This window comes from Halomicrobium zhouii (genome assembly GCF_900114435.1).
GTDB lineage: Archaea > Halobacteriota > Halobacteria > Halobacteriales > Haloarculaceae > Halomicrobium > Halomicrobium zhouii.
On sequence record NZ_FOZK01000003.1, the window covers coordinates 132,028 to 150,692 of the forward strand.

Annotated in this window: 21 protein-coding genes and 2 tRNA genes; 10 read left to right on the plus strand and 13 right to left on the minus strand. The window is 65.5% G+C overall.

Annotated features, from left to right (window positions below; translation table 11 throughout):
- Positions 1 to 89: 89 nt before the first annotated feature.
- A complete protein-coding gene (gene asd / locus BM337_RS14405; RefSeq protein ID WP_089817348.1) occupies positions 90 to 1,127 on the minus strand; it encodes an aspartate-semialdehyde dehydrogenase in 1,038 nt (345 codons plus the stop codon).
- A gap of 185 nt (positions 1,128 to 1,312) precedes the next feature.
- Here asd and BM337_RS14410 point away from each other — a divergent pair, with 185 nt between their 5' ends.
- From BM337_RS14410 to BM337_RS14420, 3 genes are all read left to right on the plus strand, one after another.
- Positions 1,313 to 2,356: a tyrosine--tRNA ligase gene (locus BM337_RS14410; RefSeq protein ID WP_089817349.1), complete on the plus strand. Its 1,044-nt coding sequence runs from the start codon at positions 1,313 to 1,315 to the stop codon at positions 2,354 to 2,356.
- A gap of 6 nt (positions 2,357 to 2,362) precedes the next feature.
- Entirely contained in the window at positions 2,363 to 3,034 is a 672-nt protein-coding gene (locus BM337_RS14415; protein ID WP_089817350.1) for a class I SAM-dependent methyltransferase, read from the plus strand.
- A gap of 167 nt (positions 3,035 to 3,201) precedes the next feature.
- Positions 3,202 to 3,272 (plus strand) — tRNA-Gly (locus BM337_RS14420).
- A gap of 43 nt (positions 3,273 to 3,315) precedes the next feature.
- Here BM337_RS14420 and BM337_RS20705 read toward each other — a convergent pair.
- Positions 3,316 to 3,738 carry a hypothetical protein gene (locus tag BM337_RS20705; RefSeq protein WP_143117726.1) on the minus strand — a complete coding sequence of 141 codons (423 nt, stop codon included), beginning with the start codon at positions 3,736 to 3,738 and terminating at the stop codon, positions 3,316 to 3,318.
- Between the two features lie 143 nt (positions 3,739 to 3,881).
- The gene (locus tag BM337_RS14425) at positions 3,882 to 4,700 is read right to left on the minus strand and encodes an HD domain-containing protein (protein ID WP_089817351.1); all 819 of its coding nucleotides are present in this window, start codon (positions 4,698 to 4,700) and stop codon (positions 3,882 to 3,884) included.
- A gap of 692 nt (positions 4,701 to 5,392) precedes the next feature.
- Here BM337_RS14425 and BM337_RS14430 point away from each other — a divergent pair.
- Together BM337_RS14430 and BM337_RS14435 are read left to right on the plus strand one after the other, a co-directional pair.
- On the plus strand, positions 5,393 to 5,638 hold the full coding sequence (locus BM337_RS14430) for a twin-arginine translocase TatA/TatE family subunit (RefSeq protein WP_281244914.1): 246 nt from the start codon (positions 5,393 to 5,395) through the stop codon (positions 5,636 to 5,638).
- Between the two features lie 77 nt (positions 5,639 to 5,715).
- A tRNA-Arg gene (locus BM337_RS14435) sits at positions 5,716 to 5,789 on the plus strand.
- 339 nt (positions 5,790 to 6,128) lie between these two features.
- Here the strand turns inward: BM337_RS14435 and BM337_RS14440 are convergent.
- On the minus strand, positions 6,129 to 7,025 hold the full coding sequence (locus BM337_RS14440; RefSeq protein WP_089817353.1) for a halocyanin domain-containing protein: 897 nt from the start codon (positions 7,023 to 7,025) through the stop codon (positions 6,129 to 6,131).
- A 267-nt stretch (positions 7,026 to 7,292) separates the two neighbouring features.
- Here BM337_RS14440 and BM337_RS14445 point away from each other — a divergent pair, with 267 nt between their 5' ends.
- Together BM337_RS14445 and BM337_RS14450 are read left to right on the plus strand one after the other, a co-directional pair.
- Positions 7,293 to 7,655: a winged helix-turn-helix domain-containing protein gene (locus BM337_RS14445; RefSeq protein WP_089817354.1), complete on the plus strand. Its 363-nt coding sequence runs from the start codon at positions 7,293 to 7,295 to the stop codon at positions 7,653 to 7,655.
- Entirely contained in the window at positions 7,652 to 7,954 is a 303-nt protein-coding gene (locus tag BM337_RS14450; RefSeq protein WP_089817355.1) for a DUF7521 family protein, read from the plus strand. The genes BM337_RS14445 and BM337_RS14450 overlap by 4 nt, the downstream gene beginning before the upstream one ends.
- A gap of 42 nt (positions 7,955 to 7,996) precedes the next feature.
- On the opposite strand, the gene BM337_RS14455 is transcribed toward BM337_RS14450, so the two are convergent.
- Positions 7,997 to 8,668, minus strand: a complete 672-nt coding sequence (locus BM337_RS14455; protein WP_089817356.1) for a metal-dependent transcriptional regulator — start codon at positions 8,666 to 8,668, stop codon at positions 7,997 to 7,999.
- A gap of 129 nt (positions 8,669 to 8,797) precedes the next feature.
- On the opposite strand from BM337_RS14455, the gene BM337_RS14460 reads away from it, so the two are divergent.
- Complete coding sequence (locus BM337_RS14460; protein WP_089817357.1) at positions 8,798 to 9,286, plus strand: metal-dependent hydrolase; 489 nt, start codon at positions 8,798 to 8,800, stop codon at positions 9,284 to 9,286.
- A gap of 5 nt (positions 9,287 to 9,291) precedes the next feature.
- On the opposite strand, the gene BM337_RS14465 is transcribed toward BM337_RS14460, so the two are convergent.
- Positions 9,292 to 9,540 carry an MTH865 family protein gene (locus BM337_RS14465; protein WP_089817358.1) on the minus strand — a complete coding sequence of 83 codons (249 nt, stop codon included), beginning with the start codon at positions 9,538 to 9,540 and terminating at the stop codon, positions 9,292 to 9,294.
- Between the two features lie 127 nt (positions 9,541 to 9,667).
- On the opposite strand from BM337_RS14465, the gene BM337_RS14470 reads away from it, so the two are divergent.
- Positions 9,668 to 11,011: a PQQ-dependent sugar dehydrogenase gene (locus tag BM337_RS14470; protein ID WP_089817359.1), complete on the plus strand. Its 1,344-nt coding sequence runs from the start codon at positions 9,668 to 9,670 to the stop codon at positions 11,009 to 11,011.
- 9 nt (positions 11,012 to 11,020) lie between these two features.
- Here BM337_RS14470 and BM337_RS14475 read toward each other — a convergent pair whose 3' ends face one another.
- The 4 genes from BM337_RS14475 to BM337_RS14490 all read right to left on the minus strand — a co-directional run bounded on the left by BM337_RS14475 (position 11,021) and on the right by BM337_RS14490 (position 12,994).
- Positions 11,021 to 11,242 carry a DUF8143 family protein gene (locus tag BM337_RS14475; RefSeq protein WP_089817360.1) on the minus strand — a complete coding sequence of 74 codons (222 nt, stop codon included), beginning with the start codon at positions 11,240 to 11,242 and terminating at the stop codon, positions 11,021 to 11,023.
- Between the two features lie 3 nt (positions 11,243 to 11,245).
- Complete coding sequence (locus BM337_RS14480; protein ID WP_089817361.1) at positions 11,246 to 11,464, minus strand: zinc ribbon domain-containing protein; 219 nt, start codon at positions 11,462 to 11,464, stop codon at positions 11,246 to 11,248.
- A gap of 75 nt (positions 11,465 to 11,539) precedes the next feature.
- Complete coding sequence (locus tag BM337_RS14485) at positions 11,540 to 12,130, minus strand: DJ-1/PfpI family protein (protein ID WP_177227546.1); 591 nt, start codon at positions 12,128 to 12,130, stop codon at positions 11,540 to 11,542.
- A 72-nt stretch (positions 12,131 to 12,202) separates the two neighbouring features.
- Positions 12,203 to 12,994 (minus strand): HAD-IIA family hydrolase, encoded by a 792-nt coding sequence (locus BM337_RS14490; RefSeq protein WP_089817362.1) that lies wholly within the window; start codon positions 12,992 to 12,994, stop codon positions 12,203 to 12,205.
- Positions 12,995 to 13,127: 133 nt separating this feature from the next.
- Here BM337_RS14490 and BM337_RS14495 point away from each other — a divergent pair, with 133 nt between their 5' ends.
- Positions 13,128 to 14,765: a potassium channel family protein gene (locus tag BM337_RS14495; protein WP_089817363.1), complete on the plus strand. Its 1,638-nt coding sequence runs from the start codon at positions 13,128 to 13,130 to the stop codon at positions 14,763 to 14,765.
- Positions 14,766 to 14,816: 51 nt separating this feature from the next.
- Here the strand turns inward: BM337_RS14495 and BM337_RS14500 are convergent, their stop codons facing one another.
- The 3 genes from BM337_RS14500 to BM337_RS14510 are packed head-to-tail and all read right to left on the minus strand — an operon-like array spanning position 14,817 to position 18,621.
- Complete coding sequence (locus BM337_RS14500; protein WP_089817364.1) at positions 14,817 to 15,905, minus strand: ABC transporter permease; 1,089 nt, start codon at positions 15,903 to 15,905, stop codon at positions 14,817 to 14,819.
- On the minus strand, positions 15,898 to 17,724 hold the full coding sequence (locus BM337_RS14505) for an ABC transporter permease family protein (protein WP_089817365.1): 1,827 nt from the start codon (positions 17,722 to 17,724) through the stop codon (positions 15,898 to 15,900). The genes BM337_RS14500 and BM337_RS14505 overlap by 8 nt, the downstream gene beginning before the upstream one ends.
- A complete protein-coding gene (locus tag BM337_RS14510) occupies positions 17,725 to 18,621 on the minus strand; it encodes an ABC transporter ATP-binding protein (protein WP_089817366.1) in 897 nt (298 codons plus the stop codon).
- Between the last annotated feature and the right edge of the window lie 44 nt (positions 18,622 to 18,665).

Here is an 18,665-nt window from a genome sequence, read left to right on the forward strand (position 1 = left end):
GGCTTAAATTCCCTGTTCGGCGGAGAACGAGGCCCGACGCCGTTGACACGACGTCGAGCGAAAAAGCCGAATCGCGAAAAATCGACCGGTTAGATGTAGCCGTGTTCGGCCAGCAGTTCGCCGTTGAGGACGCTCGCGCCCGCGGCGCCGCGCATCGTGTTGTGGGAGAGGCAGTTGAACTGGACGCCGTCGTCAGTCTCGCGGAAGCCGCCGGCGGAGACGGTCATCCCGTTGCCCAGCGACCGGTCAAGACGCGGCTGCGGGCGTTCGGGTTCCTCGAACACCTCGATGAGCGTCTCGGGCGAGGATGGCAGGTCGATGCTCGGGAGTTCGGCCATCGTCTCGGCGGCGTCCTCGGCGGTCACGTCGTCGGCGGTGTCGGCCCAGACGTTCTCCAGGTGGCCGTCGATGGTCGCGATGCGGTTACAGGACGCGGCGACGCCCATGTCGTGGAGGTGGACCTCCGCGCCGTCGAAGGAGCCCAGCAGTTTGCGGGATTCGCTCTCCATCTTCTGTTCCTCGCCGCCGATGTGGGGGATGGCGTTGTCGATAATCTCCATCGACGTGACGCCGGAGTACCCCGCGCCGGAGACGGCCTGGAGCGTCGAGACGGTGACGTCCGTCAGCGTGTACGCCTCGTCGAGGGCCTTCAGCGGCGGCACCATCGTGATGGTCGAGCAGTTGGGGTTCTTGAGCAGCGCGCCGTCCCAGCCCCGCTCGTCGCGCTGGACTTCGAGCACGTCGAGGTGGTCGGCGTTGACCTCGGGGATGACGAGCGGCACGTCTTCGTCCATCCGCCCGTTCGAGGAGTTCGAGGAGACGACGTAGCCGGCTTCGCAGAACTCCGGTTCGACCTCCGCGCCCACGCTGGAGGGGAGCGACGAGAAGATGAGGTCGACGTCGTCCGGCACCTCGTCGGCGTCAGTCGCGACGACCTCCATCTCCGCGATGTGGTCCGGGATGGGCGCGTCGATGCGCCACTTGGCCGCCTCGCGGTAGCTCTTTCCCGCGCTCGATTCACTCGCCGTGACCGCTGCCAGTTCGAAGTCGGGATGCGGGTCGATCAGCTGGATGAGACGCTGACCGACGGCCCCCGTCGCACCCAGAACGCCTACGCGTACAGTCATCGTCTGACATAGAGCCACCGCACCTCAAAACAGTTTGGATACTCCGGGAGCGAGGCGTCCTCCCGTAATTTTCGACGGTCGTTCGTGAGAGTTCAGCGGGCCCGCCAGAACGGTCCCTGACGGCCTGGCCCGAAGCTCCAGTTTCGAACGGAACGGTTTAACCGGCGCGGCGGGGAAGCGACGGTATGGACACCGCCGAGCGTTTCGACCTGGCGACCCGGTACACGCAGGAGGTCGTCACCGAGGAGGAACTGGAGACGCTGTTCGCGGACGAGGACGAGCCGACGGCGTACATCGGCTACGCCCCCACCGGCGAGATGCACATCGGCCACTTCACGACGATGCGGAAGCTCGCCGACTTCCTGCAGGCCGGCGTCGACGTCACCGTGCTCATCGCCGACCTGCACGCCCACCTCGACGACGAGAAGAGCCCGTTCGACCTGCTCGACGCGCGCTCGGCGTACTACCAGGAGGCCATCGAGGGGATGATCGAGGCGGCCGGCGCCGACCCCGCCGATATCTCGTTCGTGCGCGGGACGGACTACCAGCTCGACGAGGAGTACACGCTGGAGATGTACCGCATGGCCGCGGAGACGACGCTCGCCCGCTCGCAACGCGCCGGCAGCGAGGTCGTCCGGGAGGCCGAGAGCCCGAACCTCGGTGGCCTGCTCTACCCGCTGATGCAGGCGCTCGACGTTGACGCGCTTGACGCCGACATCGCCTACGGCGGCGTCGACCAGCGCGGCATCTACATGCTCGCCCGGGAGATCCTGCCGGACCACGGCGGCGAGGCCCCCATCTGTATCTTCGCGCCGCTCCTGTCGGGGCTCTCCGGCGGCAAGATGAGCGCCTCGGACGAGTCTTCGAAGGTGAACCTCAACGACTCGCCCGACGACGTCGTCGACAAGATCCAGGAGGCCTACTGCCCGATGGGAGAGGTCGAAGACAACGGCGTCCTGGAGTACCTCGAGTACCTCGTCTTCCCCGTCCTCGACGAGCGCGGCGAGGAGTTCGTCGTCGAACGCCCCGACGAGTACGGTGGCGACCTCGTCTACGGGACCTACCAGGACCTCGAGGACGACTTCGTCAGCGAGGAACTCCACCCGGCGGACCTCAAGCCCGCTGCGGGCGAGTACATCTCCGAAGTCATCGACCCCGTCCGCGAGCGACTCGACGCCCAGCCGGACCTCCTCGCCGAGGCCTACCCCGAGAAGTACGCCGACGAGTGAGCGGGCATGGCTGACGACCAGGCGACCCGCCGTGACGTCCGGGACACCTACGAGGAGATAGCTGACCACTTCTCGAAGACGCGCGAGTACGCCTGGCCGGAAGTCGAGTCCTTCGTCGAGAGTGCGGGCAACGTCGATCTCGCACTCGACGTCGGCTGTGGTAACGGGCGGCACGCCGAACTGCTCGCGACCGGTGCGGCCGAAGTCCTCGCGCTGGATGCCAGCCGCGGCCTGCTATTGGAATCGAGGGAGCGTCTCGCCTCGCTCGGTGATCGGGTCGCACTCGTCCAGGGTGACGCCGCGAGCCTTCCCCTCGACGACGACTCCGTCGGTCTCGCCGTCTACGTCGCCACGCTCCACCACCTCCCGAGGCGCGAGGACAGGCGCCGGAGCCTCGACGAACTGGCTCGCGTCCTCGCGCCGGACGGACGCGCACTCGTCAGTGCGTGGTCAACCGCTCACGACCGCTTCGACGCGTCGGCCGACGACGCCGTCGGGTTCGACACGACCATCGACTGGACGCGCCCCGGCGACGAAGTCGTCCCCCGGTTCTACCACATCTACGCGCCCGACGAGTTCCGCGAGGACGTCGCCGCCAGCGGTCTCGCCCTCGTGGACTTCGAGATCTCCAGCGGCAACTGCTACGCCGTCGTGCGACCGGAAGGGAAACGCCCTTAAACTACGACGGGATACGCTGGAGTACAGGCTTCGCTCCAACGAAGCGAGCACCGGTGGTGAGCGATTCCGGAGGAATCGCGAACCTCGGTGCGAATGAGCGGAGCGAATTCGCACCGGTGTTGAGACGGACGAAGTCCGTCGATGCACGGTGCACGAACGAAGTGAGTGCACCGGTGGTCTAATGGCATGACTTTGGCCTTCCAAGCCAACGATCCGGGTTCAACTCCCGGCCGGTGCATCCTGCGGAGACGACAACCGAGCAGCGACAGTAGTGTTCGCGGTCAGGGGTCGACGGTCGTCCAGACGTCGGAGGTGAGGACCGCGTCGGGGTTCTCGGGAACGGAGAGTCGGAGCCCTTGGTCCGTCTCGATACTCACGACGTCGGGGGCGTTGATGCCCGGCGAATTGCGAGCGGGATGCGTGAGTGGTTCATCCCGGCTGGGGAATCCTTGAACGGCCGGGCAATCGACCGGTGAAACTGGTTCTGGGTTCTGTTCGCTTCCGGTTTCACCCCGTCCACAGGCTCCCTCGGTATCGCTGGCATCGCCATCCCTGTCGGCGTGGACCGTCACACTGGAGACTCGACCGCTGAGCCACGAGAAGACTCGCCCGACGTACTCGCGCAGGGACCAGGAGCGGTCCGACAGTGCCTCGTCCGGCGTTTCGTCACCATCGGGGGGCTTGTCAACCGGTGTGATACTCATACGCAATATTCGCCGGGACGACACAAAGCCATGGGGTCAATAACTGACTCAGTCGTTCGTAAACCCGTCCAAAACCGCGAGTAAGCACTTGTTGCAACCGTACACGTCAGCCTAAAACCGATCTGATCCGCGACTGGCGTCACTCAGAGTTCGATTCGTTCGACGAGCGGCTCGGTCTCCTCCCGGATGTTGAGTGCGACGATTCGGACGTGTTCTTCCAGTCCGGAGCCGTGGAGTTTCGCCTTCAACAGGTTGTCGACCTGGTAGACACCGGCGGCGTTGGTCATCTCGATCTCGACGAGGACTGCCTTGTCGTCGCCCGGTTCGAGGAAGACGCGCTTGATAGCCTGGCTCGACACCGTATTGATGCCCCGGCCGCCCTGTTCGTAGGGAATACGGGACCGGCCCTGTTCCATGTCCAGTGCGTCAGCGACGCGGACGACGCCCGCTTCGAGCGTCAGCGGGTCCTCCGGAGTGTGGTGACAGAGGATGGCGTGGAGTATCTCGCCCTTGACGCGCACCTCGTCCGCGACGTCGTAGAACTCCGGGAGGACGCGGTCCAGCAGGTCCGCGGCCAGCGGGATGGAGTAGTAGGGGTGCTCGTCCCGGTGAACGACGTGACCGATGTCGTGCAGCGTCGCCGCGAGAGCGACGATAACCGGTTCGTCCGCTTCGTCGAGCCCCTGTTCGAGCGCGCCGTTGAACGCGACGTCGCCCCGCTTGAGCAGGTCGTAGAGGCAGAGGGCCCGATGCCGGACGATGCTGACGTGTTTGCTCCCGTGGTCGTTGTACCCCTTTCGCGCGACTGGATTGACGTTCTGGGCCTCGAGATAGGCCTGTATCTCCTCGTCAGTTTCGACGTATTCGAGCACGTCGTTGACGCGTTCGTCGGGGAACGCGTGGTCTGCCGACGGGTCGTAACGGTGCCCGTCGCTATCGGCGTCTGTCTCGGTGTCACTCATCGAACGGATATTCGAAAGCCACGGAGAAAAGAACTCGGCTCTTCGGGTCGGTCATCTTCAGCGGTGTGAGCGAATGACGAGTTGCCGAGCAGATCTCCACACCTCACCTGTAGAGCAAAGGCCACCGGCGAGAGACCAAGGGGGGTGGGGGTCTTGGCTATCGAGGGCCGGGTGGCACAGGCTGGTATAATCGAACCAGCAACTAGTTTAAATATTTCTCGTAGACATAATACTATCATCGATATCGACGCTCGAAATCGAACCGTGTGAACGGGTTTCAATCGAATCGGGCGAACGGGTTTCGAGGACGCCAGTGATGGCGTCCACCGTCGAGTCGGCTCTGCACCGGCTGGTATGCACACGCCTGCGATTTTCGCCGAATTTCCTTCTAGCAATCGTCTCCTATACGTGCCAGTAACGCGTTATTCGAGTACCACATATGTCGAATCGCCGCGATGAACACCCGACTGGACACTCGCTCGCACGAAGTGATGCCATCGTCGAACTGACGTTCGTACCGCCTCAACCGACGGTAACGTGGCGAATACGGACCCAGCGCGCTCACACGACCGCCGACGCCCCGCTATCCCAACGCATTCGTGTAGTCAGGCTCCGCTGAGACGAGCAAAAAGCCTATAATAACGACAGCGTAAATTCCGCTTACGATGGTAGCACCCGTCCTTCAAATCGGACTGCCCGGAACCCAGGAGATGATGATCATTCTCCTGATCGCAGTCCTGCTGTTCGGCGCGAACAAAATCCCCAAGCTCGCCCGCTCGACCGGCGAGGCGATGGGTGAATTCCAGAAAGGCCGCGAAGAAGTGGAGCAGGAACTCCAGGAGATCAGGGAAGGCGAGACCAAATCCAGCACGTCTGCCGACACCACGGTCGAATCGGACGCCACCGAATCCACCACGACCGAGACGTCCACCGAGTAATTCGCGCGATTTCTGCTATTTTCACTCCCCGGAGTGGAACGGAAAGCGTTTTTCACTAACCTGCGTTGTACCGAACAGGGCGTGTGGCCTAGTGGATCAGGGTGAGGGGTTCCTAACCCCTAGATCGCGGGTTCGAATCCCGCCACGCCCGTGCAGGGAGGAGCGAAGCGACGACCGAACCGGCATGGCGGGATTCCTGAACCCTGCGAGTCACAGCCCGCGCAGGGCGAAGCCCGAGCAGGAATGTCTCGCTCCGGTTCGAATCCCGCCACGCCCGCTTCGTGGTTTCTCGCGTCCGCTCGAAACACACTCGCGGGCGTGGCGTAGCTCGCAAACGCTACGCGTTTGCTCACTCCCGCCACGCCCGTGCAAGGAGGAGCGTAGCGGCGACTGAACCGGCATGGCGGGATGCGCAACCCTGGAAGTCGCAGTGCGCGTAGCGAACGAAGTGAGCGAGCGCAACCGTCTTGCTCCAGTTCGAATCCGGTCTCTACTCGACGACGACGGCGCCTTTCATCCCGATGCCCTCGTGGGGTCTGCAAGCGTACCGATAGACGCCGGACTGCTCGAACGTGTGCTCGAAGTGGACGCCGGGCTCGGCGCTGATGTCGTCAGTCCGGATATCGGCGTCCTCGAACACGACGTCGTGACCGCCCCCCTCACCAGTCCACTCCCACGAGACCGTCGTCCCGGCTGCAATCTTCACCGCGGGCGGCGAGAAGGCGAAGGCGCCGCGGAGGGCTTCGGCGCCGACCATCACCGTCGTCGTCTCCACGTCAGTTTCGTCGGCGATGGTGCCGTCCCAGCTACTGCCGTTCGCGAGCCACTCGTTGACGACGGGATAGTCGGTCGACGGCGGCGTGGCGACGACGACAGCGCCTTTCATTCCCTCGTCCTCGTGTGCTTCGCAAACGTAGCGGTACGTTCCGGTCTCGTCGAAGGTATGTTCGAAGATAGTACCGGTGTTACCCTCGAACGGTTCGCCGCTCTCGAAGGCGCCGTCGACGGAGACGACGTTGTGCTCGCCGCCGTGGCCAGTCCACTCCCAGTAGACTGTCGTGCCGGGCGTGACCTTGACAGCCGGCGGGCCGAACGCCAGATGGTTGCCATCGCCCGTGACGTCGTCGCCGACCCAGATGGAGACGGAATCGTCCAGACCGGCGCCCGGTATCGTTCCGTCGTAGCCGTTGGCGTCGGCGAGCCACGCGTCGAGGTCGGTTTCGGATTGCTCGCTCGCGTCCGGCGATGGCTCTGTAGTGGAGGTCTGAGTTGCGTCGTTCTCGGCCGTGTCCGGTGAGCGGGTCGTTCCGCTGCTTACGCATCCGGCAGTGGCCGTCAGTGCTGCTGCGGTACTGAGGAGGTGGCGTCTGGTAAGCGGGGAGCGCATACCTGACTCTACGTTCGACCCGCTTCGACGTAATGCGACGCTCTGGTTTCCAGATTCTGGAAATCGGTATTCGATACTTTACTCCGTCATCGAATACGTTCGGACGCGGCCGTCACCCTGAATTCCACACGCCGACCGACGAACCGGTACGTTGAGGGGCCTCCCCCTCAATCGGCCCGCTGAAGCGACGACCCTCCGCGGCGGCAGACGAGACCCACAACGACGACCCCTGTGATTCGACCGACGGATCGCGACGGATCGATAGCCATGACGACAGACGAACACCACGCGAACCAGTCACTGTTCGACGCCCTCGCGGACCCCGATTGTCGTCAGATAGTCGTCTCCCTCGAGTCGCCCGCCTCCGCCAAGGAGGTCGCAGAGCAGTGTGATCTTCCCCAGACGAGCACGTACCGCAAGCTCGAACTCCTGAGCGAGGCAGGCCTCGTCGAGGAACGGACGCGGATCCGCTCCGATGGGCACCACGCCACCTGTTACGTCAGGGACTTCGACGGCGTGTTCGTCGCGGTCGACGGAGACCAGTCCTTTGATGTCGACGTGGTGAGTGGGTCCGAATCACCCGACGAACGGCTCGCACGCTTCTGGTCACGCATCAGTGAGGAACTATGAACGGGACTATTCCAATCGTCGTCATCGCATTCAAGACCGTCACGCTCTGCCTGGGCGGCCTGATCACGTATCTCGCCGCCAAGGCCGCTCGCAAGACCGGTTCTCCCGGGCTTACGTATCTCGCCGTGGGGTTCGGTATCGTCACCTTCGGTTCGCTGCTCGCGGGGATCGTCGACCAGTTACTCGTGTTCGACGGGGCTCAGGCGCTCGTCCTGGAGAACGGGCTGACCATGGTCGGCTTCGGAATCATCGCTTACTCACTGTACGTCACCCGTCGGGACTCTGCGCCCGCCAGGTAGACGCGAGTCGCTCGGACCAGTTCTGCGGGCGGGGCCGCGACCTCAGAGTTCCGCTTCTTCGACGGTGATAACCTGGATCATCTCCGTCACGCGGTCGGGCAGCGACACCTCGTCGCCGTCCACGCGGACGGTCATCATGCCGATGGGCGCCACGTCGAGGACTTCCACCCGCTGGTCCGGCGTAATTCCCTGCTTCGAAAGGTACGACAGTTCCTCGGGGTCCCGGTCGCTGACCCGTTCGACCACGACCACGTCTCCGGGTTCCTGTTCCGCGAGCGTGATGCCAGGGGTCCCGTCCAGGGGCTCCAGCGTCTCGCTGGGGATGGGGTCTCCGTGGGGGTCGACCACAGGGTCGTCGAGCGCTGCGGCGACGCGGCGTTCGAACTCCTCGCTGATGTGGTGCTCGAGTCGGTCGGCCTCGTCGTGGACCTCCGTCCAGTCGAACCCCAGTTGCTCCGTGAGGTACGTCTCGAGCAACCGGTGGTGGCGGATGACCTCGAGCGCCACCGTCTCGCCGTCCCGCGTGAGCCTCGTCCCCTGGTACTTCTCCCGTTCGACGAATCCCCGTTCCTCGAGGGTATCGAGCATACTCGAGGCCGTCGGCGGTGTCACGTCGAGCGCGTCGGCAAGCGCCGAGGTCGTCACCGGGCCGTCGCCGTCGCGCTGGAGGCGGTAGATGGCTTTCAGATAGTCCTCCATCTTTGCGCTCAGCATTAGGGCCAACTAACGCCAAGAACAGGAAATAACTGTCGTTGGTCGGAGCGCCACAGACCGGCACCGGTGACGCAGCGCGAACCGGCGCTCACTCCGCAGGATTTTAGGGCAGAACGCAGTAGGGCGCCTATGAAGCAGCTGGGTCACTACGGGACAGCCCTCCTCCTGTACTCGCCGGTCGCACTCTTTCTCCTCGCCAGCGGTGAGGACGCCCTCGCACTCGGCGGTGGCGCGCTCGCCATCACACTGGCGATGGCGCCGGACTGCGACCGCCCCATTCCGTTCGTGGACCACCGCGGACCGACTCACACGTTCGGGTTCGCGATTCTCGTCGGACTCCTCGTGGGCGCGGCTGGGTGGGTCGTCGGGTCGCAGGTCGATGCTGCGGCGGCGCAAACGTTCGGCCGGTTCGCGTTCGCCGTCGGCGCGCTGACGGTCGTTTCGCACCTGCTGGCCGACGTCATCACGCCGATGGGGATTCGGCCGTTCTGGCCGCTCTCCGACCGCCACTTCACGCTCGACCTGGTGTACGCGAAGAACTGGGCCGCGAACGTCCTGCTGTTCGTCCTCGGTGCCGTCGCGACGCTACTGGTCGTGTTCGCGAGTCGCGGAGCCTGAGGTACCTATATGAGGTCCTGGTCTTCGAGATCGGTCATCACGTCGTCGACGAACGACTCGACGTCGTCGTATGGGAAATCGCCGGAGAGTTTCGTGTTCAGTTCCATCGCCGTCATGGAGAAATCGCCCGATTCGAACTTCGTCGACGGGCCGTTCGGAAGCGCCGGCACGAGGTCCATCGGACTTGAGATGGGGTAGTCTGCGCCCTCGAACGCCTCGGTGAACTGCTCTCTGAGATCCGCTTTGTCGACCATTGTGGTGAGAAGTTCGCTCACTGGTCCCAAAAGTGGTTCGACTACGAGACACTCTCCCGTTGTTCCGAGTTTATCTTCGGCAGTCCGCCGGCAAAACAGTTAATCGGCCTCCCCGAGGCCATCCGTTGTGCTAACGAATCCCGTCACTCGTCGTCGCGCCCTCCAGTCGGGAACGCTCCTCCTCGGGACACTGGCCGGCTGTTCCACCGACCAGGACCCGCAGTCGCCGACGGAGAGCGAGCCAGCGGACGGCGGCGACGACCCGTTCGCTGACCTCCAGTTGCGCGGTGAGTTACTCGCAGAGGGCTTCACCTCTCCCGTCGCGGCGGTCGTCCCGGAGCCGGACCGCGTGTTCGTCGCCGACCAGACCGGGCAGGTCCACCTGGTCGACGACGGCGATCAGCAGCCCGAGCCGTTCATCGACGTCTCCGACCGACTCGTCGAACTCTCCGGCGTCACCGAGCAGGGGTTGCTGGGTATCGTCTTCCATCCGGACTATCCCGACGACGATCGCGTCTTCGTCCGCTACAGTGCACCGCCCCGGTCGAACACGCCCGATGACTTCTCTCACACCTTCGTCCTCTCGTCGTTCAGGACGGATGCCGACGGCGGCGCTGCCGACCCCGACTCCGAAACCACACTGCTGGAGATTCCCGAACCCCAGGCGAACCACAACGCCGGCGCCATCACCTTCGGTCCCGACGGCTACCTCTACGTCTCCGTCGGCGACGGTGGTGGCGGCAGTGACCAGGGGACCGGCCACGTCGAGGACTGGTACGACGCTACCGCGGGCGGCAACGGCCAGGACGTCACCGAAAATCTCCTCGGGAGCATCTTGCGAATCGACGTTGACGTCGACGCCGATGACAACGGCGGCGGTGAGGACCGGAACTACGCAATTCCCGACGACAATCCGCTCGTCGGCGCCGACGGACTCGACGAGCACTACGCATGGGGATTCCGCAATCCCTGGCGCATGTCGTTCGGCCCCGACGGACGACTGTTCGCGGCGGACGTGGGCCAGAACGCCTACGAGGAAGTCGACGTCGTCGAGCGTGGCGGCAACTACGGCTGGAACGTTCGGGAGGGAACGCACTGCTTCGAAGCGGATAGCTGTCCTGACGAGACGCCCGACGGCGACCCGCTGGTCGATCCGATCGTCGAGTACCCCCACGACGGTGGGGGAGTCTCTGGCGTCTCGGTCACCGGCGGCTACCTGTACGACGGCGACGCCATCCCCTCGCTCCAGGGGACCTACGTCTTCGCCGACTGGCAGGCGGACGGAGAACTGTTCGTCGCCCGGGAGCGTTCGGAGGGGCTCTGGCCGGTGACTGCCGTGCCAGTCGAGGACGTGGGACCGTTCGTGCCCACGTTCGGGCGGGACGCGGCCGGCGAACTCCTCGTCTGTACCAGTGAGGAAGCCGGAGTTAGCGGCTCGTCGGGTGCGGTGTATCGACTCCAGTCGGCCTGAGGCTGGGAATCACCCCCAGTGGTTCCCTTCGACCGAACCGTTACCGTCTCGGGTCTGCTCCGCCCCTTCGTCCTCGTCACGCATGTCACGCCGAGCCAGCTGCTCGGCGGTCTCACGGTCTGTGGTCGTTCGCTGGTTCCGTTCGCCGCGTACCAGCGCGTAGAGTGCCAGTCCACCGCCGACGGTGAGGACGAGCGCGAGCAGCGCGAACAGCAGGCTGACGCCGGGCACGGCTCAGCCCAGGAATACGTCGACGATGTCGCTGCCGGCCGAGCCGGTGTCGCGGTACAGTTCCGAGTACCCGCAGTTGAGGCAGGAGACGACGCTGAACTGATTGGTTTGAATGTCGAACATCTTGCTCAGTCCGCCGCCGGTCGTGGAGATGGTGCCGACATCGGTTTCGGTGTGACCGCACTTCGGACAGCCGGAGTCGGTCGCGTCTTCGGAGACCATAGCGGGGGTATCCGAACCCGGAACCAAAAGCGTTGGTGAGGTTGAAAAATCGTCCGAGCGACCGGAATTGTGGTCTCAGTCGTCTGCCGCGACAGGCTCCCCGTGGCTCACTTCGGTTCCGAGCAGGTCGAGGAACTGCGCGATCCACTCCGGGTGGTCGGGCCAGGCCTGCCCCGTCACCAGGTTCCCGTCCGTGACGACGCCGTCGACCCAGGAACAGCCCGCGGCCTCGCACTCGGCGCGGACGGCCGGGTAGGACGTCATCTCGTAGCCATCCAGCACGCCAGCCGCGGCGAGTATCTGCGGGCCGTGACACAGCGACGCGACGGGTTTGTCCGCCTCGAAGAAGTGCTGGACCGTCTCGATGACCTCGTCGTAGGTCCGGAGGTACTCCGGGGCCCGTCCACCCGGGACGACGAGCGCGTCGTAGTCGGCGGGGTCGACGTCCGCCATCGTCGCGTTCAGTTCGAAGTCGTGGCCCCGCTCTTCGAGGTACGTCTGGTCGCCGCGGAAGTCGTGGACCGCTGTCTTGACAGACTCGCCCGCCTCCCTGTCCGGACACACCGCGTCGACGTCGTGGCCGACGGCCTGGAGCGCCTGGAAGGGGACCATTATCTCTAAGTCTTCACCGAAGTCGCCGACGATCATGAGGATCTCCGTTCCCATTGGTGACACCGTGCTCGCACGAGCACACTAGGTGGTAACGATTGACACGACGATAAAAGCGCCGGCGGGACGTCAGTCGGGCAGGTCGTCGAGGACGGTTCTGATGGCCGCCAGCGAGTCGAGAACGTAGTCGGGTTCCACGGCCGCCGTCTCGACGTCCGACCGGTCGCAGACGCCCGTTAGCACGAGAGCTGTCGTCATTCCCGCACGGTCACCCATCGCCAGTTCGGTGTTCAGGCGGTCGCCCACGACGAGGCACGCTTCCGCCGGCGCACCGATCCGCTCCAGTGCGTAGTCCAGCGCCGTCGGCGACGGTTTGCCGAGCACGCGGTCGGGTTCCCTGCCGGCTGCGGCAGCCATCGCGCCGGAGATGGCCCCCGTCCCGGGGACGAACTGGCCGCTATCGACTGGGTAGGTCCGATCCGGGTCGGTCGCCAGGAACGCCGTCTCCTCGTCGAGGCCATCTAGCGCGTCCTGGAGGTGCTCGTACGCGAACGCCTCCGTCCACGACGCGAGGACGACGTCGGCACCAGCCGGGTCGCCGGTGAGCGTGACGCCCTCGTCGCGGAGGACGTCCGCCAGCGAGTCGCTACCGACGAGATAGACGGACGCTCCTGCGTGCTCCTCGCGCAGGTACGCCGCCGTCACGTCCGCGGCGGAGCAGGCGTCGCCGGGCCGGGCGTCGACGCCCATCTCCACGAGTCGCTCGACGAACGCGTCGCCGGTCCGAGTCGGGTTGTTGGAGAAGAACAGCGGCGTCACGCCGGCGGCACGGAGGTCGTCGACGCCGTCGTCTGCACCGTCGACCAACGTCTCACCCGTGTACACCGTCCCGTCGAGGTCGACTATCGCGCCGCGTAGCATCAGCCGATGGCACGGTCCTCGGGCGGAAAACCGTTCGCCTTCCGTCGCGGAACCGGGTACAGCGGTCTGACCCAGCCTCACGGTTGCGAGCGTCTGACGGAACCCTTAATGGGCGGCTGCAGAGTCATGACGTATGAAGCGTCGTCAGCGCCGGGCGCTGTACTACCTCGGGACGTTCTTCGCAGTCATCGTCGTCTACGCGCTGGCCTACGAGTGGGGGATGGCGACCTTCGAGGGCAAAGAACGGGGCTTCTTCCAGTCGCTCCTGGTCGTCGTCGAGACGTTCACGACGACGGGGTTCGGCGAGGACGCAGTATGGGAGAGTCCGCAGATGATCCTGCTGGTCATCTCGATGATGTTCACGGGCGTGTTCTTCATCTTCATGGCCCTCCCGCTGTTCGTCGTCCCGTGGATCGAGGACCGCCTCTCGACGAGTCCCCCAACGAGTGTCGCCGACCTCGAGGACCACGTCGTCATCTGCACGTACACCGACCGGAGCCAGACGCTCGTCGACGAGCTCGACGTCCTCGACGTTGACTACGTCGTCGTGGAGCCCGACCGAGAACTGGCGACGGAACTGTTCGAGAGCGGAATCTCCGTCGTCCACGGCGACCCGGAATCGGTCGAGGACCTGGCGGCTGCGAACCTCCAGGCGGCGCGGGCGCTGGTGGTCGACGTCGACGACGAAACCAACGCGAGCGTCGTGCTCGCGGCAGGCCAGATCGTCGAAGGCGACGGCGTCCAGGTCATCACGTTCGCGGAGAACCCGGAGATGGCAGATTACCACCGCTACGCGGGCGCTGACACCGTTTTCTCACCGCGACAGCTCATCGGCGAGAGCATCGCGACGAAGGTGACGACCGGTCTCACGAGCGAGGTGGCAGACGCCGTCGAGGTCGCCGACGACTTCGAGATCGCCGAACTACCGGTGCAGGCGGGAAGTCGAATCGCCGGCGTCACCGTCGAGGACAGCGGGATCCGGGAACGGACGGGTGCCAACATCATCGGCGCGTGGTTCCGCGGCGAGTTCGTGACGCCGCCCTCGCCGAGTGCCCGCATCGACGAGCGGACGATTCTGCTCGTCGCGGGCCGGGAACACCAGCTCGAGACGCTCAAAGAGTGGACACGCTCGGAGACCAGACGGAACGGTCGCGGCGCCGTGATCGTCGGCGGCTACGGGGAGGTCGGCTCGACCGTCAAACAGTCGGTCACTGCCGCCGGCTTCTCCTGTCACGCCATCGACGTCGAGGAGAAGACCGGCGTCGACGTTGTCGGCGACGTGACCGATGCGGACACGCTCAGGGCGGCCGGCGTCGACTCGGCGTCGACGGTCATCCTCACGCTCGCCGACGACACGCTCGCCGTCTTCGCGACCCTGGTCGTCCGCGAACTCAGCGAGGACGTCGAGGTCATCGCTCGCGCGAACGAGCGGGAGAACGTCACGAAGCTCTACCGCGCCGGCGCCGACTACGTCCTCGCCCTGTCGACCGTGAGCGGTCGGATGCTCGCCTCGACGATTCTCAACGAGGACGTCATCTCCTTCGACCAGCAGGTCGAGGTCGTCCGCGTCGAGGCCGGTCGACTCGCCGGCCACAGCCTCGAGGAGTCCGACGTCCGCGCGCGGACCTCCTGTACAGTCATCGCCGTCGAGCGCGACGACGAGGTGCTCACCGACCTGTCGCCCTCGTTCACGTTCCGGGCGGGCGATTCCGTCATCGCGGCCGGGCCGGACGGCGGGATCAACGAACTGACCGCACTCGCCAGCGAGTGACGGCCAGTCGACGCCTTCAGGAAGACGACGTCGGTGAGCTGGCGAGACGGTCTACAGCGACTCCGGTTCGATCCGGTCGACGTAGCGCCGCGTGAGCGCGTACAGCACTACGGCGACGAGCACGTAGCCGAGAACGTGGCCGTACGTCGTCGGCGTCGGGCTGTCGATGGCGAGTTTCGCCGCCGTCGTCGCCGGGTGTTCGGGGAGCAGCACGGCGCCGCCGAAGACGACGAGCGTCACGACGGAGTACAGCAACTGGGCGGGCCGACGGCGACCGAGGTGGAGTCCCAGCACGACGCCGAGGATGACGACGACGGTCGCGATGGCCGTGACGAGCGTCAGCGTCCACAGCGGGTTCGCCACCGCCGTCCCGTTGACGGCCAGCAGCAGTATCCACAGCGCGGCCTGGGCCGGCGCGAGCAGTATCATTCCCAGCGCCTTCCCGTCGACGACGTCGACGAGCGATATCGGCGCGACGCGGAGCAGTTCGAGCGTTCCGCGCTCTATCTCCTCGGTGACGCTGTCGACGGCGACCGACCCACTGATGAACGGTGGGAGGAAGAGCAGGAGAGGAATGAGGACCGTGTAGGTGAACCCGAAGTAGGGGCTGGCGTTCGCCTCGGGCGGCAGGGGAATGGGCTTCTGTTCGAGGTTGCCCCGCCGCTCGACGCGCTCCTGGCGCTCCAGCGTCTTCAGGACCTGTCGAACCTGGACGACGACCACCGTGGTCCGGATGCTCCCGTCCGGCACCGTGGCCGACACCTGTATCACCGACCCGCCACCCTCGGCCGCGGGCGCGCTAGTCGCCGTCAGTACGGCGTCGACCTCACCCCTGTGGAAGGCCTGCATGGCGCCCGCTGGCTCCTCGTAGCCGACCGGCGTCGCGCCGGACTGGCGCTGGACGGCCTCGAAGAGCGCCGATTGCTGGTCGCCCGAGACGCCGATTTCGATCTGGCCGGCCTCGACCGACCCAGGGTCGTACAGCGACGTGAGACCGACGACGAGGAACGACGAGAACGCCGCGACGAACAGCTGGATCAACAGCGCGAGCACGATGGTCTTCTCCCGCGACAGCGACGACAGGTCGCGCCTGGCGACGACGAGCCGCGGATCCCACGACCGACCGGGTCCATCAGACAAGGGTGGTCACCACCGCGTAGTTGTAGGCGAAGTGTATCGCCATCGCCGCGAGGACGGCGACGGCGTACTGCTGTTTGCCCTTGCGCGCGCCGAGCGACGAGACGCTCGCCGTCACGACGTGGAGAGCGAGCGGGGCGAGTAACAGCGCCGCGACGAGCAACGGACCGAGACCCTCTGGGACGTTGCTCCCGACGAACGCCGCCTCGCCGGTCGATACTTTCTGCAGGTCGGCCAGTTGCGCGATGAGCGCGAATTTCTCCGCCAGGAAGAATCCGACGCCGCTCAGCGCCCCCACCACCAGCGCCGGGCGAAGGCTCCGCGAGTACCGACCGCTCGAAAAGCCCGCGTAGAGGTGGAGGCTCTTGGCCACCTCCTCGATGACGACGACGGCGAGGAGCACCAGCGGGATCGAGATCTCCTGTAGCGCGAACAGCATCGCGACCGCCGCGAGTTCGGCGACGAAGACGAACGGGAGGAGCAGCGCCGACAGCTTCAGCGCGCTCCACTTCGAGAATATGCGGCCAGAGAGCGAGTCGAGCACCTTCAGCGGGATGGGTCGCTGGGTGAACATGTCCTCCTCGCGATAGAGCCCGGCGCCGAGGCCGAAGAGGACGGCAGCGGTCAGCGTCGGCGGCGTCACCGAGAACGCGAAGTTCAGCAGCGATATCGACTGTCCCTGCAGGTCCCGGACCACGATGGTCAGCGGCGAGATGAGCGCGATGGGGTTCACCTGGGTGAAGATGGCGGGGACGAAGGCGTAGCTCGTCAGCGAGACGGTGATGGTCACGGTGACGAAGGTGAGTTCCTTGAACGAGCGGGCGAACATCGCCCCGCAGAACGTCGCCGCCAGGAACAGCGCCGCGAGGGGCAATACGGCGAGTACCGCGACGTGACTCCCGCTCGGTGCGATGCCGCTGAACCTTAGCGCGAGCGTGATGGCCGTGACGACACCGACGGCGCCGAGGAAGTACGGCAGCGTCTTGCCCGCGATTATCTCGGCGCGACTCGCCGGCGAGACGAGCAGCAGTTCACCGCGGCGCTTGAGCCGCTCGGAGAGCATCGTCGACCCGTAGGCCTGGATGACGAAGTTCAGCGGGACGACGAAGAGGAAGGCGAGCACCAGCGACTCGAAGGGGAACGGCGGCTGGATGTCTGCCGGCGTCCCGCTCGTCGCGCCGCCGGTCAGCCCGGCGCCGAGACCGCCGAGCGTTCCGGCGGCGTCCTGGTCTGTAGCGGACGTTCCGGTCCCGCTGGAACCGGAACCGGATCCGCCGCCCGAGTCCCCTCCGTCGCCACCCGAGCCGTCACTGCCACCGCCGCTGCCATCGGCGGTCCCATCGTCCCCAGTCGCGAGGCTCTCCTCGACGCCGCTCTGCTCGACGTACAGCAGATCGACCGAGACCGGGTACGCCGCACTCGCGTTGTCTTCCTCGGCCATCCGGCCCTCGTTGTAGCCGTCGACGGTGTCCCGGAACTCCGACTGAGCGGCGGACCCCTTCGGCGTCCGCGAGCGGTCGACGAGTGCGGTATCGACGAACAGCAGTTCTTGCTCGCCCCGATAGATGGCCGGTTGGCTCGGCGGTACCGTGGCGAACGTCGGGTCGTCGGCCGCCGGGCCGTAGTACGGGCTCGAGTGGTCGACGCCGACGCGGTAGATTCCCGAGTCGAGTCCGGCACCCGCACCGCTGACCGCCAGCGCCGCGACCAGTCCCATCCCGACGACGGCCAGCACCATCACGGCGACGGTTCGCCTGTCGACGCCGCCAGCGTTCTTCGTGACCTCCCAGCGCGCGATCCGCAGGAGTCGTCGCCCGTCCATCTAGACCTCCTCGACGGTGCGTGCGTTCGGCGTCGCCGACTCGGCGACGTTGAGGAACACCTCTTCGAGGCTCGACTCTTCGGTCCGGATGTCGATGACTTCGCCGCCGCGGTCGTTCGCGACCGCTCGCGTCGCGTCGACGCCGTCCATGCTGTCCACGACGCGACACCAGGTGCCGCTCTCCTCGACGGCGTCGGGAACTTCGACCGTCGTGTAGACGCGGTACCGTCGCTCGCCGTACTGGTCCTGGAGTTCCTCAAGGTCGCCGCGCGCGACGATCTGGCCGTCGTTCATGATAGCGACGCGGTCGCAGATAGACTCGACGTGGAAGAGATTGTGGGCAGAGAAGACGATGGTCTTGCCCTCCTCGGCCAGCTGTTCGGTGAACTCGATGACGTAGTTCGTCGTCAGCGGGTCCAGCCCGCTGGCCGGTTCGTCGTAGATCAGGACGTCCGGGTCGTTGATCAGCGACCGCGCTATGGCGACCTTCCGCTTCATCCCCTTCGACATGTCGCCGAGCTTCCGGTCGTGGTGTTCGAGATCCAGCTTTTCGAGCGTGTCGAGCATCCGCTCCTCGGCGACGTCGCCCGGTACCTCGTAGAGGTCGGCGAAGAACTGCAGGTAGGATATCGGCGTCATCTCCTCGTACAGCGGGGATTCCTCCGGCAGAAAACCCAGTTGTTTGCGCATCTCCGGATCAGACGCGTCGAAGCCGGCCACGGTAGCTTCCCCGTCGGTCGGTTCGAGCAGGCCGGCGAGCATCTTCAGCGTCGTCGTCTTCCCCGCGCCGTTGGGACCGATGACGCCGAACACCTCTCCCCTGTCCACCGAAAACGTGCTCCCCTCCACCGCCACGAAGTTCCCGTACTCCTTGCGTAGTTCCCGCGCGTCGATCATCTTGTGGCGGCTTTCGAACGGACGACCGTATAGCTTCGGACCCG

Bases quoted from the DNA above. Each gene is read 5' to 3' on its own strand.
- asd (WP_089817348.1), bottom strand. From the start codon at position 1,127: ATGACTGTACGCGTAGGCGTTCTGGGTGCGACGGGGGCCGTCGGTCAG.
- BM337_RS14410 (WP_089817349.1), top strand. From the start codon at position 1,313: ATGGACACCGCCGAGCGTTTCGACCTGGCGACCCGGTACACGCAGGAG.
- BM337_RS14415 (WP_089817350.1), top strand. From the start codon at position 2,363: ATGGCTGACGACCAGGCGACCCGCCGTGACGTCCGGGACACCTACGAG.
- BM337_RS20705 (WP_143117726.1), bottom strand. From the start codon at position 3,738: ATGAGTATCACACCGGTTGACAAGCCCCCCGATGGTGACGAAACGCCG.
- BM337_RS14425 (WP_089817351.1), bottom strand. From the start codon at position 4,700: ATGAGTGACACCGAGACAGACGCCGATAGCGACGGGCACCGTTACGAC.
- BM337_RS14440 (WP_089817353.1), bottom strand. From the start codon at position 7,025: ATGCGCTCCCCGCTTACCAGACGCCACCTCCTCAGTACCGCAGCAGCA.
- BM337_RS14445 (WP_089817354.1), top strand. From the start codon at position 7,293: ATGACGACAGACGAACACCACGCGAACCAGTCACTGTTCGACGCCCTC.
- BM337_RS14450 (WP_089817355.1), top strand. From the start codon at position 7,652: ATGAACGGGACTATTCCAATCGTCGTCATCGCATTCAAGACCGTCACG.
- BM337_RS14455 (WP_089817356.1), bottom strand. From the start codon at position 8,668: ATGCTGAGCGCAAAGATGGAGGACTATCTGAAAGCCATCTACCGCCTC.
- BM337_RS14460 (WP_089817357.1), top strand. From the start codon at position 8,798: ATGAAGCAGCTGGGTCACTACGGGACAGCCCTCCTCCTGTACTCGCCG.
- BM337_RS14465 (WP_089817358.1), bottom strand. From the start codon at position 9,540: ATGGTCGACAAAGCGGATCTCAGAGAGCAGTTCACCGAGGCGTTCGAG.
- BM337_RS14480 (WP_089817361.1), bottom strand. From the start codon at position 11,464: ATGGTCTCCGAAGACGCGACCGACTCCGGCTGTCCGAAGTGCGGTCAC.
- BM337_RS14485 (WP_177227546.1), bottom strand. From the start codon at position 12,130: ATGGGAACGGAGATCCTCATGATCGTCGGCGACTTCGGTGAAGACTTA.
- BM337_RS14490 (WP_089817362.1), bottom strand. From the start codon at position 12,994: ATGCTACGCGGCGCGATAGTCGACCTCGACGGGACGGTGTACACGGGT.
- BM337_RS14495 (WP_089817363.1), top strand. From the start codon at position 13,128: ATGAAGCGTCGTCAGCGCCGGGCGCTGTACTACCTCGGGACGTTCTTC.
- BM337_RS14505 (WP_089817365.1), bottom strand. From the start codon at position 17,724: ATGGACGGGCGACGACTCCTGCGGATCGCGCGCTGGGAGGTCACGAAG.
- BM337_RS14510 (WP_089817366.1), bottom strand. From the start codon at position 18,621: ATGATCGACGCGCGGGAACTACGCAAGGAGTACGGGAACTTCGTGGCG.